This is a genomic window from Alcanivorax sp. HI0007 (genome assembly GCF_001635525.1).
GTDB lineage: Bacteria > Pseudomonadota > Gammaproteobacteria > Pseudomonadales > Alcanivoracaceae > Alcanivorax.
On sequence record NZ_LWEJ01000024.1, the window covers coordinates 1 to 15,908 of the forward strand.

Annotated in this window: 16 protein-coding genes; 13 read left to right on the forward strand and 3 right to left on the reverse strand. The window is 60.0% G+C overall.

The window, feature by feature from the left end:
* From A3714_RS01735 to A3714_RS01760, 6 genes are all read left to right on the forward strand, one after another.
* Positions 1–526: TRCF domain-containing protein (locus A3714_RS01735; RefSeq protein WP_369817818.1), on the forward strand; the 526-nt coding region annotated here is incomplete at its 5' end.
* 246 nt (positions 527–772) lie between these two features.
* The gene (locus A3714_RS01740) at positions 773–1,366 is read left to right on the forward strand and encodes a peptidoglycan binding protein CsiV (RefSeq protein WP_063509075.1); all 594 of its coding nucleotides are present in this window, start codon (positions 773–775) and stop codon (positions 1,364–1,366) included.
* A 367-nt stretch (positions 1,367–1,733) separates the two neighbouring features.
* Positions 1,734–2,786 (forward strand): Glu/Leu/Phe/Val dehydrogenase dimerization domain-containing protein, encoded by a 1,053-nt coding sequence (locus A3714_RS01745; RefSeq protein ID WP_063509074.1) that lies wholly within the window; start codon positions 1,734–1,736, stop codon positions 2,784–2,786.
* A gap of 20 nt (positions 2,787–2,806) precedes the next feature.
* On the forward strand, positions 2,807–3,868 hold the full coding sequence (pdhA, locus tag A3714_RS01750) for a pyruvate dehydrogenase (acetyl-transferring) E1 component subunit alpha (RefSeq protein ID WP_082850701.1): 1,062 nt from the start codon (positions 2,807–2,809) through the stop codon (positions 3,866–3,868).
* A complete protein-coding gene (locus A3714_RS01755; protein ID WP_063509713.1) occupies positions 3,861–4,868 on the forward strand; it encodes an alpha-ketoacid dehydrogenase subunit beta in 1,008 nt (335 codons plus the stop codon). Before pdhA ends, A3714_RS01755 begins: the two co-directional genes overlap by 8 nt.
* Before the next feature lie 253 nt (positions 4,869–5,121).
* Complete coding sequence (locus tag A3714_RS01760; RefSeq protein ID WP_063509714.1) at positions 5,122–6,225, forward strand: dihydrolipoamide acetyltransferase family protein; 1,104 nt, start codon at positions 5,122–5,124, stop codon at positions 6,223–6,225.
* 50 nt (positions 6,226–6,275) lie between these two features.
* Here the strand turns inward: A3714_RS01760 and A3714_RS01765 are convergent, their stop codons facing one another.
* Positions 6,276–6,998, reverse strand: coding sequence for a YebC/PmpR family DNA-binding transcriptional regulator (locus tag A3714_RS01765; protein WP_062816532.1), 723 nt, complete (start codon positions 6,996–6,998; stop codon positions 6,276–6,278).
* A 102-nt stretch (positions 6,999–7,100) separates the two neighbouring features.
* Positions 7,101–8,009 (reverse strand): oxidoreductase, encoded by a 909-nt coding sequence (locus tag A3714_RS01770; RefSeq protein ID WP_063509715.1) that lies wholly within the window; start codon positions 8,007–8,009, stop codon positions 7,101–7,103.
* Between the two features lie 231 nt (positions 8,010–8,240).
* Here A3714_RS01770 and A3714_RS01775 point away from each other — a divergent pair, with 231 nt between their 5' ends.
* The 7 genes from A3714_RS01775 (at position 8,241) to A3714_RS01805 (ending at position 14,124) form a co-directional block, all read left to right on the forward strand.
* Positions 8,241–9,092, forward strand: coding sequence for an SDR family NAD(P)-dependent oxidoreductase (locus A3714_RS01775; RefSeq protein ID WP_063509716.1), 852 nt, complete (start codon positions 8,241–8,243; stop codon positions 9,090–9,092).
* Positions 9,093–9,247: 155 nt separating this feature from the next.
* Positions 9,248–10,789 (forward strand): glutamate synthase-related protein, encoded by a 1,542-nt coding sequence (locus tag A3714_RS01780; protein ID WP_063509717.1) that lies wholly within the window; start codon positions 9,248–9,250, stop codon positions 10,787–10,789.
* 380 nt (positions 10,790–11,169) lie between these two features.
* Positions 11,170–12,123 carry a hypothetical protein gene (locus A3714_RS01785; RefSeq protein WP_063509718.1) on the forward strand — a complete coding sequence of 318 codons (954 nt, stop codon included), beginning with the start codon at positions 11,170–11,172 and terminating at the stop codon, positions 12,121–12,123.
* A gap of 4 nt (positions 12,124–12,127) precedes the next feature.
* Complete coding sequence (locus A3714_RS01790) at positions 12,128–12,679, forward strand: ATP/GTP-binding protein (protein WP_063509719.1); 552 nt, start codon at positions 12,128–12,130, stop codon at positions 12,677–12,679.
* Positions 12,676–13,080 carry a roadblock/LC7 domain-containing protein gene (locus tag A3714_RS01795; RefSeq protein ID WP_063509720.1) on the forward strand — a complete coding sequence of 135 codons (405 nt, stop codon included), beginning with the start codon at positions 12,676–12,678 and terminating at the stop codon, positions 13,078–13,080. The genes A3714_RS01790 and A3714_RS01795 overlap by 4 nt, the downstream gene beginning before the upstream one ends.
* 46 nt (positions 13,081–13,126) lie before the next feature.
* Positions 13,127–13,486, forward strand: coding sequence for a hypothetical protein (locus tag A3714_RS01800; protein ID WP_063509721.1), 360 nt, complete (start codon positions 13,127–13,129; stop codon positions 13,484–13,486).
* A 206-nt stretch (positions 13,487–13,692) separates the two neighbouring features.
* Positions 13,693–14,124 (forward strand): thioesterase family protein, encoded by a 432-nt coding sequence (locus tag A3714_RS01805; protein WP_062816524.1) that lies wholly within the window; start codon positions 13,693–13,695, stop codon positions 14,122–14,124.
* A gap of 40 nt (positions 14,125–14,164) precedes the next feature.
* Here the strand turns inward: A3714_RS01805 and A3714_RS01810 are convergent, their stop codons facing one another.
* Entirely contained in the window at positions 14,165–15,856 is a 1,692-nt protein-coding gene (locus tag A3714_RS01810; RefSeq protein WP_231867811.1) for an alpha/beta hydrolase, read from the reverse strand.
* Positions 15,857–15,908 lie beyond the last annotated feature (52 nt).

Below are 15,908 nucleotides of genomic sequence, written 5' to 3' on the forward strand. Positions count from 1 at the left end.
GGAACAGGCGGTGGAAGCCCTGAAACGGGGCGAACAACCGGACGTGGAAAAGCCCCTCAGCGGCGGCCCGGAGCTGAACCTGCGCATTCCCGCACTGATTCCCGAGGATTACCTGCCCGACGTGTTCGGCCGATTGACACTCTACAAGCGCATTGCCGGCTGCAAGACCCGCGATGGCCTGAAAGAGCTGCAGGTAGAGATGATCGACCGCTTCGGCCTGCTGCCGGAACCGGTGAAAAACCTGTTTGCGGTGACCGAGCTGCGTCAGCAGGCAGAACGACTGGGCATCACTCGACTGGATGCTCACGCCGGCGGCGGCAAGCTGGAGTTTGGCGAGCGTACACCGGTGGACCCGCTGACCATTGTCAAACTGGTCCAGTCCGGGCCCAACCGCTTCAAGCTGGAAGGGGCCAATGCCCTGCGTTTTGTAGAGGGCAGTGACAGTGCCGAGGAACGCATTCAGGTAGTCGACGCCCTGCTCAAGCGCCTGTCCGCCCAGAGTATCAAACAGGATACGGGCAGCTAACCCGTGAAAACCGACCGGTCAGACTGTTGGTCGTGAACCGGGAGTGTGAACTGGTTATAGTCTTTGCAATAACAAACGATGTGGGTGCGTAAAGGGAAACGCCTTGATCCGGATGAGGCGACCAGCACCAGGAAGGCACCGGAACTCTCTGCCGCCAAGCCGGGTTCCACAGGCAACAGGAAAGGCCCGCTCCCACGTCAGCATCACGATAAGGCCTGCGCACGGGCCATCAAAGGAGAGTTTCCGATGCTTCGCGCATTCTTTCTGGTCGTGCTGGCCCTCGTGGCCAACGCCGCCATTGCCCAGAGCTGGTACAACATCGAAGTGCTGGTGTTTGCCCGCGATCACGGCGGCAGCGACGAAATCTGGCCCGCGGATCTGCAGCCACGCTATGCCTCTCACTCGGTCACCATTGGCGAACCACAAGTCAGTGAATACGCCGACCCGGATGCTCTGTCCCAGGGAGCCTGGCAGCCTTTACCGGAGGATCAGACGGTGCTGCAGTACATGATGGAGCGCATGGCCGGCACCGGCGAGTATCGCCAGCTTTACCACAAGGCCTGGCGTCAGCCCATCGGCAACAAGAGCGAGACGGTGCCGGTCTACCTGCGCGGCGGCCAGATCCTCAGCACCGATGACGGCCAGGTTCCGGAACTGGAAGGCACCCTGCAATTCCACCAGTCCCGCTACGTGCATGTGGAGCCCCGCATCTGGTTCAATACCCAGAGTCATGGCCAGCGCTTTTATGTGAAAATTGATGAAAGCCGCCGCCTCACCGGCCACGAAGTCTACTACTTCGACCATCCCATGTTCGGCATGCTGGTGCGAATTACCCGCTAGAACCCCGGCCCAGCCGTAGGAGCGTCGCTGGCGGCGCGATAGTTCAATCCAGTTGCGAGTGACGAGAGACGAGGAGCGAAGACCGGGCTTTCCCTGCCCCTGGGTTTTGATTTTCGAAACTCGCTTCTCGCAACTCGTCAGTGTTGCGTTATCGCGCCGCCAGCGACGCTCCTACGGTGGCCATTCACCACTGTCCCGCACCGTGCAGCCTTATTCCCTCACCCCATAACACCGCTTGTCAGAAATAACAGATCCGTACAGGCGCACCGCCGTTTCCCGCGCTAAAGTAAACCCAAGGGCCTTACCCGGCCCCCACAATACGCTCCCGTACGGGCCTACCCGCCCCACCGGGAAAGGAGCCGTTGCCATGTTCGTTACCCTCGAACAGACCGACGCCGCCGAACTCCACCAATTCCGGGATCCGGCAACCGGTCTGCGCGCCCTGATCGCCCTGCACTCCACACGATTGGGCCCTGCCCTCGGTGGCTGTCGCTGTCTTCCCTACCCCGATGAACACACCGCCCTGAATGACGTCTGCCGTCTTGCCCGCGGAATGAGCTACAAGGCCGCCCTGGCAGGCCTGCCATTGGGCGGCGGCAAGGCGGTAATCATGGAACCAGACAAACCCTACGACCGGGCTGCCCTTTACCGTGCCTTCGGCGACGCCGTTAACCGCCTGGGCGGGCGCTATATCACCGCCATGGACGCCGGCACGGAAATCACCGATCTCGACCAGGTAGCCACCCGAACCCGCCATGTGTGGGGCTTTTCCGGCGACGGCATGGACCCGTCACCCTATACCGCTCTGGGCGTATTTGCCGCCCTGGATGCGGGTATCCGCCACCGCTTCCAGCGCCACGGGGCCAAGGGCCTGCACATCGCCATTCAGGGCCTGGGCCATGTGGGCAGCCAGCTCGCTCTGATGCTGGCCCGGGCCGGCGCCCGGCTGACTCTGGCGGATCTGGACCCGCGCCGGGCCCAGCGGCTGGCAGACCGCCTGAATACCCGGTGGGTACCCGCCGACAGCCTCTACGACGTGGCCTGCGATATCTTCATGCCCTGCGCCCTGGGCGGCGTGCTGAACGCCGATACCATCCCCCGCCTGCACGCCGCGTTGATTGTGGGCGCCGCCAATAACCAGCTGGCCAGCGACGACGATGCGCAACGACTACGCCAGCGCGACATCCTCTACACACCGGACTACCTCAATAACGCTGGCGGTCTGATATCGCTGGCGTTGGGCCACCGGCAGGAAGACCGCAGCACTATCCGGCAGAAAGTGCTCGGCATTGGCCGCACCCTCAGCCAGCTACTGGACCAGGCGGACCAGCACCATCTCAGTCCGGCACAGATGGCCGACAGACAGGCCGAACAGCGCCTTCACGACGACACCGGCAAGCACGCCTGGGAAGCCGCCTGAACGCCGCCAAGGAGGATGCCATGTTCACGTCTACGCCCTACGACATGCACCACCGACTACCGGACCTGCCGGAGAACACGGACTGGCCACGGCTGGTGGACGGCTACCGCCATATGACGCTGATTCGCACCTTCGACAAGAAGGCGGTGAATCTGCAACGCACCGGCAAGCTGGGCACCTATGCCTCCTGCCTGGGCGCCGAAGCCATCGCCACCGCCGGCGGCATGGCCCTGCAAGATGATGATGTCTTCGTGCCCTACTACCGGGACCACGCCACCCAATACCTGCGCGGCATACCGTTGCATCTGATCCTGCAGTACTGGGGCGGCGACGAGCGCGGCAATGCCTTTCCGGCGGATACCCCCGCCGCCCGCGACCTGCCCAACTGCGTCCCCATCGCCAGCCAGCTCACCCAGGCCGCCGGCATCGCCACCAAGTCCAAACTGGACCACGCAAAAGCCGCCGTGCTGGCCACCTGCGGCGATGGCGCCACCTCCCGGGGTGACTTCCATGAAGCCCTCAATGTGGCCGGCGTCTGGCAGCTGCCGCTGGTGGTGATGGTCAACAACAACCAATGGGCCATCTCCGTGCCACGCAGCCTGCAGACCGCCAGCGACACCATCGCCCAAAAAGCCGTGGCCGTTGGCATCGAAGGCTTCCAGGTGGACGGCAACGACCTGCCCGCCCTGCTGGAAGCGCTGGATTACGCCCTGGACAAGGCCCGCCACGGCAAGGGCGCCACCCTGATTGAAGCGGTGAGCTACCGGCTCAGCGACCACACCACCGCCGACGACGCCGGCCGATACCGCAAGGCCAGCGACCTCCATGCCGCCTGGCAACGGGAACCGGTGGCACGGCTACGCCAGGCCCTGGCAGACGCCGGTCACTGGGATGCGGAGCAGGAAACGCAGTGGCTGGCCGAGTGCCAGCAACGGGTGGATACCGCGGTGGAGACTTACCTGAACCAACCGCCACAAGCCCCCACCGACATGCTCGACTACCTCTACGCCGAGCTGCCCGAGGCCCTCAAGCCACAACGGCAACGTCTGCTGCAACAACAACCGGGAGGCCACCATGCATAGCGCCCAACCACACCCGGACACCAGCGTTCCGCTCAATCTGCTGGAAGCGGTCAACCAGGCCCTGCGCCACGCCATGGAGGCCGATGAAAACGTGGTGATACTGGGCGAGGACATCGCCACCAACGGCGGCGTTTTCCGTGCCACCGAAGGGCTGAAAGAGACATTCGGCTTCCGTCGGGTCATGGATACCCCGCTGGCGGAAAACCTGATCGCGGGGCTGGCGGTGGGCATGGCCAGCCAGGGCCTCAAACCAGTGGCCGAGATCCAGTTCATGGGCTTTATCTACGCCGCCCTGGAGCAACTGATCAGCCACGCCGCCCGCCTGCGCAACCGCACCCGGGGCCGGCTGAGCTGCCCGCTGGTGATCCGCGCGCCCTTCGGCGGCGGCATCCATGCCCCGGAACACCACAGCGAAAGCACCGAGGCCCTGTTTGCCCATATCCCGGGCCTGCGGGTAGTGATTCCTTCTTCGCCGGCAAGGTCCTATGGCCTGCTACGCGCCGCCATCGCCTGCCCGGACCCGGTGCTGTTTCTGGAACCGAAACGGCTCTACCGCCTGCAACGGCTACCGGTGGAACTGGGTGATGATCCGCTACCACTGGATCGCTGTTTTACCTTGCGTGCCGGCGAGGACGTGAGCCTGATCAGCTGGGGCGCCATGATTCATGAAACCCTGGCCGCGGCGGAGCAATTGGCCGCCGAAGGCATCAAGGCGGAAGTGATCGACGTGGCCAGCCTCAACCCGCTGGACAGGGACACCCTGATCGCCACCGCCAGCAAGACCGGCCGCGTGGTCATCGTCCACGAAGCGCCCCTCAACGGTGGCTTCGGTGCCGAGATTGCCGCCACCCTGGCCAGCGACGCGCTGATGCATCTGCTCGCGCCGGTAGAGCGCGTCACTGGCTATGACTGCCCCATGCCCTACTTCGCCATGGAGCAGCATTACATGCCGAGCGTGGAACGTATCGTGGCGGCGGCGAAGGAGACGTTGAAGTATTGAGGGAAGGCTGGCACGGAACAGAGCCTCCGTAGGAGCGTCGCTCGCGGCGCGATAACCCAACAGGAACGAGTTGCGAGAAGCGAGTTTCGAAAATCAAAACCCTGCATCTGGGAAAGCCAGGTGTTCGCTTCTCGTTCCTCGTATCTCGAGACTGGGTTATCGCGCCGTCAGCGACGCTCCTACGGAAAGACACCGTCTCCGGCGTGTCGGCGTCAAGCGGGTTGCATGCCCGCGAGTGACCAAGGAGCGAAACATGCCCTACTTCACCCTGCCCGATCTGGGCGAAGGTTTGCAGGAAGCGGAAGTCGTCGAGTGGCACGTGAAAGAAGGTGACACCGTGAAGGTGGATGACCTGCTGCTCAGCGTGGAAACCGCCAAGGCCATTGTCGATATCCCCGCTCCCCGGGACGGCATCATCGCCACCCTGTTCGTGGCCAACGGCGATCTGGTGCATACCGGCGAACCGCTGCTGGCCTTTGCCGGTGACGAGGGCAGCGGCAGCCAGACCGTGGTGGGCAACCTGCAAAGCAAGGAGGATGCGGAAAATCCGGACAGTTTCGTGGTCGGCGCCGTCCCCGACTCCCGTCCTTCCGGCGGCACCACTCCCGCCATCCGCGCCCTGGCCCGCCACCTGGGCGTCAATCTTGACCAGATCAAGGGCAGCGGCCCGGCGGGCAGCATTACCCTCGAGGATGTGCAGCAACACGCCAACCTGAAACACAGCCACGGCGACAGCACGCCGCTGAAAGGCGTGGCCCGCACCATGGCAAAGACCATGGCCAGCGCCGGGCAACAGGTGGTGCCGGTGAGTCTGTTCGATCAGGTCAGCGTCAGCCACTGGCCGCAGGACACTGATATTACCCTGCGCCTGATCCGTGCCATCGTCGCCGGCTGCCAGGCGGAGCCAGCGGTGAACGCCTGGTTCGACGGTGAGCAGCTCAGCATGCGATTGGTGGAGAAAGTGGACCTGGGGATTGCCGTGGATACCCCGGACGGTCTTTTTGTACCGGTATTGCGGGACGTGGCCAACCGGGAACCCTCTGACCTTCGGCAAGGCCTCAACCGCCTGCGCCGGGATGTGGAGCAGCGAAAAATTCCCGCCAGGGAACTGCAAGGCGCCACCCTGACCCTGAGCAACTTCGGTACCCTGGCCGGTCGTTATGCCACCCCGGTTGTAGTGCCTCCCCAGGTGGCCATTGTGGGTGCCGGCAAACGTTTTGCTCAGCCGGGTATTCGCAACGGGGAATGGTTCGAGGATTGGCAACTGCCGGTCAGTCTCACCTTTGACCATCGTGCTCTGAACGGCGGCCAGGCAGCCCGTTTTCTGGCCGCGCTACTGGCTGACCTGGGTCATTAACAGCCTTGCTGCAAGCGCCATCGTTGCAGACGGCACCTGCTCGGGCCGTTTTATTCAGCCAGATCCACGTTGTGATACACGTTCTGCACATCGTCCAGATCGTTGAGCATGGCCAGGAATTTATCGAACAACTCCCGATCATCACCACTCACCGTGGTATAGCTCTGCGGGATAAACTGGATCTCGTCCACCTCGAAATCGATCCCTTCGAAAGCCGCGGTTAACGCCTGGCGGGCCTTGGCATATTCGGTGTTCGGGGTGAAGACGGTCAGCATTCCGTCTTCGTTTTCCAGATCGGTGACATCCACATCCGCTTCCATCAGCGCTTCCAGCACCGCCTCTTCATCATCGTGGCGGAACACGAAAATGGCCGCGTGATCGAACATGTGGGCCACGGTGCCCTGGGTGCCGATCTTGCATTTGGTCTTGGTAAAGGCCACCCGTACATCCCCGAAGGTGCGGTTGGGGTTGTCCGTCAGGCATTCGATGATCGCCATGCAACCGCCGGGGCCATAGCCCTCGTAACGGGCCGGCGCAAAATCTTCGCCGCCACCCCCTTTGGCCTTGTCGATGGCTTTCTCGATCACATGGCCCGGCACCTGATCCTTTTTGGCCCGGTCGATCAAACTACGCAGGGCCAGATTGGCGGATGGGTCCAGGCCACCTGCCTTGGCACAGACATAGATTTCACGACCATAGCGGCTATAGACCTTGGCTTTCATGTCCGAGGTTTTCGCCATGGATTCTTTTCGGTTCTGGTAGGCGCGGCCCATGGGATACTTGCTCCGAGAGTGATAGTCAGCCGCAGATTCTAGGGGAAAACCCGGAAATTACCTACGGCCGACGCATCCTCTCCTCGCCATGCCCCCTGACAGCTAATCATTCAGATAGCGCACCCCGGTCAACCGCTCCGATTCCTCCCACAACCGCTGTGCAACGGCCGGGTTGTCAGTGATCTTGCGGGCAAAGGCCGGGGCCGGATAGCCGCGTAACTCCATCAGCTTGCCATCCGGGCCGTAATAGCCCCCCGCCTCTACCGCATCGCTGGTGGCAGCCATGACACCGGGCAGGCATCCCATCTGTGCAGACTGCGCCATGATCTTGTTGAACAGGCCCCCGCCGGGCACCGTATCCTGGAGGTGGGTTGCGGAATAGCCGGGATGGGCGGCCATGACCCGGATGCGCGAGCCGGATGCCTGCAAGCGACGCTGCAGGTCCTTGGCGAAAATCAGGTTGGCCAGCTTGCTCTGACAATAGAAGGGCCAGCGGGAATAACGTTTCTCCGCATTGAGATTCCCCCACATCAATTTCCCGCCCCGATGGGCCAGGCTGGATATCTGCACAATTCGGGGATCATCGGCGGATTCCAGACGCTCAATTAACTGACCGGTCAACGCAAAATGCCCCAGGTGGTTTGTGCCAAACTGCATTTCGAAACCATCCCGGGTTCGCTGCAACGGCGGCGCCATCAAACCCGCGTTGTTGAGCAACACATCCAGGGTGGTAAAGCGCTGCTTTACCGCCTCGGCAAAGGCCTTCACCGAGGCCAGATCCGCCAGATCCAGCGCCATGATTGACAGTCGGGCCCCGGAGGCTACCGCTTTCACCGCCTGCGCCGCCGCGTTGGCCTTGTCCGCGTTTCGACAGGCCATGATCACTTCCGCGCCCCGGCCGGCGAACAACTTCACCGCTTCCAGGCCGATACCGCTGTTGGCGCCAGTGACTAGAATCGTCTTGCCGGAAAGATCTGGAATCATCTCCGGCCGCCAGCTGGATTTGCCCATACGAGAACCTCTCCTGTCGTTGTGATGAAAATGATTGTGCACGGCAGCGGCTATCGCCACCCCTTCCTGCTGGGCCAATCGTGTGACACCAAAGGGAAAGCCTGAGATAGGCAACTGGTGAATCCACAAGACCCTGACTGAGCATCAGTGGTATGGTTCTGTGCTTGTTTTGACCCACCGGTGATGGCTGTGATGATCACCGGGCACAACGATTGACTGGGAGATCAACACGTGGGCAAGAAGTATGACCTGAATGGCAAGGTGGTTCTCATCACCGGCGCAACCGGCGGCATAGGTGCTGCCAGCGCGCGAGCGCTTTATTCAAAAGGCGCGAATCTGGTGCTGACGGATTTATCCCAGCAGTCCCTGGATTTGCTCGCCGCAGAATTTGATGCCACCCGGGTACTCGCCGTGCCCCTCGACGTCACTGATGCTGCCGCCTCAAAAGCTGTCGTTCAGCAAGCCGTCGCGCACTTTGGCCGTCTCGATATCGCCTTTGCCAACGCCGGCATTGCCTGGCGGAACAATCCCGCAACCATCGCCAGCTGCGATGAGGACGAGTTCGAGAAAATTATCGACGTGGATCTGTTCGGCGTCTGGCGCACCCTGCGTGCAGCCCTGCCGGAAGTGCAGCGGAATCATGGCCAGATTGTCATTACCTCCTCCATCTATTCGTTCGTCAACGGCATGGTCAATGCCCCCTACGCCGCCTCCAAGGCCGCTGTGGAAATGCTCGGCAGGGCCTTGCGGGCTGAGCTGGCGGGTACCGGCGCCAGCGCCAGCGTGCTCTATCCGGGTTGGACCGCAACACCGATCACCGATCTCGCCTTCGGGGGTCATGCCACCGCCTCCGAGTTGATTGAAAGCGCCTTTCCTGCCGTACTGAGAAAGCAGGTGCAACCCGAGGAAATTGCCACAGCCCTGGTTGCCGGCCTGGCAACCCGTTCCGCCGCCATCATTGCCCCGGCCCGCTGGAAACCCTTGTCCATGCTGCGCGGGGTGATGAGCCCCCTCAGCGATGCGCTACTGGCGCGAAGCGATAAAATTCACCGCCTGGTGCGCGATATCGAATCGAATCGCTAGCAAGATCACCTCGCGGCATTTCCTGCCACTTCCTATACGGCAGGAAGTGTCGCGGGCCGGCCGCTCCTCCTGCCCTGACTTTTCAAGCGTTGACTCCCCCACCACCACTGGCATGATCAACCTATCCCAGCCCGCAGTGCCAGCCAGGAGTCACCATGTCCAAACCCGTGATTGCCGATATCAAACCGCATAAAACCGAACTCAAGCCGGGGGAAACCTATTACTTCTGCCGCTGCGGCCGTTCTGCCAACCAACCTTTCTGTGATGGCTCCCATGCGGGCACGGATATCACCCCTCTCGGCTTTGAAGCGGACAAGGACGAAGGCTACCTGTGCATGTGCAAGCACAGCGCCTCTTTCCCGTATTGCGATGGAACCCACGCGCGCTTTGACAAGGATCAGGTCGGCAAGGAAGGACCCGGGTCGGATGCCATCACCCGGGACGGCATGCCCAGCCCCAAAGCCACCGCAGAAGAACCGAATGTGGAGTTGATCCATGCGCTGGCGGAAAACGGCCTGGCCAAAATGGGCCATCATGGTCCCATGAGTGCCATGGGGGTGCCCCGGGACTGCCTGCCCAAGTGGGATGATATTCAGATCATGGTGGCACAGATGGCCACACAACCATTGCTGGACGATCAACCGGTGGGTACCGACCTGGTTATCGGCCCCCGGGCAGACAAACCGTTAACCCTGGATATTCCCCTGATGGTCTCGGACATGAGCTTCGGTGCCCTCTCTGAAGAAGCCAAGGTGTCGCTGGCCCGTGGCGCAGAACTGGCCGGCACCGGCATCTGCTCTGGAGAGGGGGGCATGCTGCCCGAAGAGCAGGCCGCCAACTCTCGTTACTTCTACGAATTGGCCAGCGCCATGTTTGGCTATAGCGAAGACCATCTTAAGAAGGTGCAGGCGTTCCACTTCAAGGGAGGCCAGGGTGCCAAGACCGGTACCGGCGGCCATCTGCCCGCCAACAAGAACGTGGGCAAGATTTCCCAGGTACGCCAGATTCCCGAAGGACAGCCGGCCATTTCCCCTGCCACCTTCAGGGAGCTGCACAGCAGCGATGATTTCAAACGTTTTGCGGATCGGGTACGGGAAGTATCCGGCGGTATTCCGGTGGGGTTCAAGCTGAGCGCGAACCATATCGAAAGGGACATACAGTTCGCCCTGGATGCCAGCGCCGACTACATCATTCTGGATGGCCGGGGTGGCGGCACCGGCGCCGCCCCGACCATTTTCCGTGATCACATCAGCGTGCCCACTATCCCTGCCCTGGCTCGGGCCCGCCGATTCCTGGATGACAAAGGCGCCAGTGGCAACGTCACCCTGCTGATCACCGGCGGCCTGCGCATGCCTATGGATTTTATCAAGGCCCTGGCTCTTGGCGCCGACGGCATCGCTCTTTCCAACAGCGCCATGCAGGCCATTGGTTGTGTCGGTGCCCGCATGTGCAACACCAATCAGTGTCCTGCAGGGATTGCCACCCAGAACGAAGCGTTGCGAAAAAGACTGGACGTGGACCACGCCGCCCAACGCCTGGCCAACTTTTTCCATGCCTCCACAGAACTGATGCAAGTGATGGCCCGCGCCTGCGGACACGACCATCTGAATCAGTTCCGGTTGGATGATCTGGCTACCTTTGATCGGGACATGGCCAGCCTGGCGGGGGTTCGCTATAGCGGACTGGGCGGGGCCTAGCCTGAGCAAAATAAGTCTTTACCCGTGCTGTTGTACGCCATTGCCTACAAAGTAGCCCCTGCCTGTAAGAGAAATCTTACGTCAGGGGATGACCTGCGTGGCAACTGAGCCCGCGTTGCCCGACGGCCATAATATCTCTAAGAATCAAACCTTTATAAAAGCTGGCTAATCGTCATTTGATCTTCAGGCCATAAAGACAGTCAACGCGGCGTGATCGCAAAATCTGTTCATCCCTTCAAACTCTCCGCCTGTCGCGATCCCTTTGCCCTGTCCGCCGTGCCGAAACTAATAATAAGTGAGACATGGTTCACTAACTGAGAGTGCACCAATGGCTTAGTTACCACTGCGATGACCGGCCCCCCGGACCCAGGAAGGCACAAATGCGAACACAACGACTAGGATTTGTCGGATTAGAAGAAGACACGGTCAGTGCCTGCCTTTCGATGCTGAAAATCATCGACGGGCGCTCCTCGGTTCACTGGGATCAGAGCATCCCCGATGATGCGGATGTGTTGATGGTCGCGTGCGACAAGCAGGAACAGACCCGGCGCTCCGACCTGTCTGACAAACCCTGCATCGTGGTTTATCCGAACACCTATGACAGGCCCGCCTCCACATTTAGCTTGCCTCATCCATTTCGGGTCATGCAGCTGCTTGATGTGCTTGACGATGTGGTACGGACCTTGACCACGGACACAACCCCGCGCCACACCAGCGCAACAGTGACGTCCACCACGCCGGATCCAACAACGGACTTCTGCGCGTCGTTGCATCATGTGATCAACGCCAAAGACGGACAACGCAGCGAGCTATATTGCAGTCACAGCGATGAAGGCCTGTTGCTGGTAAAACCCGCAAGCCATCGTTTTTATGCCCGCCCCGCCCTTCTCCATGCACTCAACGCCGGGACGGTTACCTTGTCACCACTGAGACCGTTCTCGGAGTCGGTTCCCGAAGGGATGGCTGCTCGCCCCCTGTTCGAGCTGGCCTGGATGACGGGCGCCAAACACAGCGATGGCTTGCTCCCCTGGCTGGACCCGGACAGCCAGTTCCAGTTAAGCCGCTGGCCCAGTGCTGCTGCCCTGAACAAGTCACGGCCCCTGCTTTCCCTGTGTGCATTGATGACCCGACGCGCGTTGGGCCGAGCGCAATTACAGATTTTGTCGAAATGCGATGAAGCCACCTTCAATCACTTCCTCAATGCCTGTGAAATTAGCGGGCTTCTGGTCAGTGAGCGCCGTCGTTCAGCGGCACAACCGACGGCTGTTGCGATGGAATCACAACGTTTTGGAGGCTTGATACGCGGCCTCAGAACTCGCCTGGGATTGAGCTGACAGCATGACGCATGACGAATTCAAGATCCTCTTTACCGGGCCAATGGGCGCGGGAAAAACCACTGCCATCGCCCAGTTAAGCGACGATGAATGCGTATCCACCGATGTGGTGAATACGGACCTGGAACAATGCAACAAGGAAATGACCACGGCCGGACTGGATTACGGCTATATCAGCCTGGCGGATGGTTTCGGGGTTCGGCTATACGGCACCCCGGGACAGGAACGCTTCCGCTTCATGTGGCCCATTCTGGCCAACAATGCGGCGGGCGTGATTCTGCTTCTGAACGGTGAGCACCCGGATCTTGAAAAACACCTGGCCATCTACGCCGACGCCTTTGCCAACAACGGTGAAACACCACTGGTGGTGGGAATTGGCCGGCTGGCGGCCAACGATTTCAGCTGTGTTGATCTGGTAACGGAAAGACTGGCGAACATGGGCCTCTTTGTTCCCGTGATTTCCGTCGATGTCAGGGAAAAAGAAGACGTATTGCTGCTGGTGGAGACCCTTCTCTGCCAGATCGAAGCTCACGAGATGGAATTAATGGAAGTATGACTAACAAGAACCCCCTGGGTCAGGCAGCGACAGAGATAGCGCAACAACAACTGCAGAAGTTGCGAGCAGCCACCACCGGAATCACCTCTGCAGTGTTGTTGAGCAGCGACGGCTTTGAAGTGACTTCTCTGGAAACGGACAAGGGCAAGGCCAGTCGACTTGCTGCCATGGGCAGCTCTCTGGCAGCGATCAGCTCTGCCATTGCCAAGGAAGCAGGCATCTCCGAATGTCGCCGTCTTATCGTGGAATCCGAGGAAGGTGTCGTGGCTGTCATGACAGTGCCGGACAGCTCTCCTCCTCTGGTATTGGCCGTTGTGGCCAATGATGCCTCCAGACTGGGGCAACTGCTCTGGGGCGCCAAACACTGCTGTGCAGCGTTATCAAAAAAGTTAAAAAAGTGAGTTAGCTCCCTGAAAAAAGGGAAAAAATATAAATTAGGAGTATGAGATGGGCAACGTTAACGAAAGTTTGAAAACCCTGCTGCAGGCCGATGGCGCCATGTGCGCTGCTATTGTGGACGCCAACAGTGGCATGATGCTGGGCCATGAAGGCACAGGGCTCGATCTGGAACTGGCCGCCGCCGGCAATACCGAAGTGGTGCGCGCCAAAATGAAGACCATGAAATCCCTGGGTCTTAACGACGCGATTGAGGATATCCTCATTACGCTTGGCAGCCAGTATCACATCATTCGTCCGGTCGCGAAGAATGAGGGGCTGTTCATGTACCTGGTGCTGGACAAAGCCAAATCCAACCTGGCCCTGGCGCGCCGCAACTGCCAGCAAGTAGAAGCCTCGCTGTCAGTCTAATGCGGGCCCCTGGAGCGGTAGCCAATACCGCTCCAGGTTGTTATGTAACCTTGCGATAGCGCAATCTTCCCCACCCCGTCAGTCTACCTTGGGCTGTCCTGTCTTGCCTGACGTGAACAGACTTGCTTCTGGATCCGGGTTTCCCATCCGTCCCACCCTGTTGCTACACTGCTCCCCCCTTCTCTGCGACTCCCTGAGACCGCTGTATGGCTCGTGTTCAACTGGATCTGCCCGAACAATTCCTCTACACCCACACGATCAACGTCCGCATGACGGACCTGAATACCGGTAAGCATGTGGGTAATGACCAGATGATTTCCCTGCTCTCCGAGGCCCGTTACCGGTTTTTCTGCCATATCGGTTTTGATCAATTCGATAGCGACAAACAAAGTATTGTCGTAACCGACCTTGTTGCCACCTACATGGCAGAGAGTTTCGCCCAGGATGATCTGCAATTCGAAGTCGGATTGATGGATTTCAACAAGTACGGTGCCGATCTGATTTTCCGGGTGACCAAACAGCCCTCCGGGCAACGGGTGGTACTGGCCAAGCAGGGGTTTGTGTTTTTCGATCACCTGAAGCACGGGGTGATGCCCATGCCTGCTGCATTCCGTGAACGCTTTCCCAACCTGCAATGAGTATCGACGACGGTTGCAAAGGTCTATACGACAACCAGACTCAAGCCAGCTCCAGCAACTCGGTCAGAAATTCCTTCCACATCGGGTAAACCATAAAGCGCCCCAGCCCGGGAAAACTGCGAAACCGTACTCCGGGAAGCTCATTCGCCAGGCCACGGGCACTGCCGATGGAAATAATCCGGTCATCCTCACCGTGCCACTGCATGACCGGCATGGTGATCTTGCTCAAATCCACCTGCCAGGGGTGCTGCATGCGCAGGTACTCGTCGATCATGATGCGCGCCCCCTGGAAATGGCTGCGGCGCATACATGTAATGGTTCGTTGTAGCAGGTCCGGGTTTGCCAGCACGGCTTTGTCCTGATCGCACAATCCCTTGGCAATCATGGCAAAAAACTTCTCTGGTGCCTTCTGTACTCCACGAATGCCCAAACGACCGACCAGCACGAACAGGCGCGGATCTCGCCGGAACAAACGCAGGAACATATTGTGGAGTGGATCAAGCTTGTCCAGTTCAAAGTGTTCAATGGGAACGGTGCTGGCAAGCAAACCGAGCCGGTCGAAGATATCCGGATACAGGGCAGCAGCGCACAATGCATAAGGCCCTCCCCCGCAATACGCAGCCATTGGCGGCCTATCCAGTTCAAGATGCCTGCACAGTGCCATGATATCCGGTGCAAAAGAACGGAATTCCAGATCAGACTTGTAGGTGGAGATGCCGTAGCCGGGTCGCACGATCATGATCATGCGCAGCCCTTTTTCCCGATACCATTCCTCAAAGTAGCTATGATCCGGCAGCGATGCTCCCAGATTATCCAGGGTTAATACCGGGCGACCATCGGGATCACCATACTCATACCAGCTCAGCACACGGCGATCCGGCAGGCTCAGGGTGTATTCCCGTTGCGTGTGGAGTTGCGGAAGTTTTGCCGCTTGCACCAGTGCATGGCCCATGGCGTGGCTGACCAGCTGTACCTGACTGTTTGCCTTCAATTTGGCCATGGTGGATTTGAGCTGGGTGCGCGCAGTATGAACACTCACATTCAACAGCCTGGCACTCTGATTCAGATTGCCGATTTTGCATAGCAGATGCAGCAGGCGCGATTCAGCCTGGGTGATATTGAACAGGGAGCGCAGCATTTCCGGAGAAGGCGTCACCACACTGTGGCCCGCCAGTACCCAGACGATGGTGCGAAGCTGGGAAAGAGTGCCGGGTGCATCCGACTTCTGTACCGGCAGACATAGCAGGGACACCCCGTCACCGGGAGAACTGATCAACCGGGGTTCCCGGCCTTCAGCCAGACGATTGATGCGATCCAGCGCCAGTTTCAAGGCCCGGTCGGCAAAAAGCAGGCTGCCATCCTCGCGCAGCTGCACCGGGCCGTCCTCCAGCACCTGTCTGGCCACCGGATTGCATTCCAGCACCTGCATGCTGTCGTCCAGCATCAGCATGGGCCAGGGCATCTGGTTGTACATGGCATTGAGCACCTGGGTGCGGTCTTCCAGGGCATGCATGTACGCACTGCTGCGTACCGCCCGTTCCAGGTGATCAATCAGCCGGTCCACTTCCCGGGCGCTTTGCCGGGGAGCCAGGGAGGAATCTGTGCCGTTGGCCTGTGGCTGGCTATCCGTCCAGCCGGCGATAGTATCCAGCAACTCTACCCAGTCACCGGGGGACAGTGCGGTTTCGTAGATCTTGCCGATCAACGCATCATGATTGTTATCGTCTTCCACACGATCCTGTCCACAGAGAGCACAGCCAATCATAGGAAGAGCCGGGAAACAC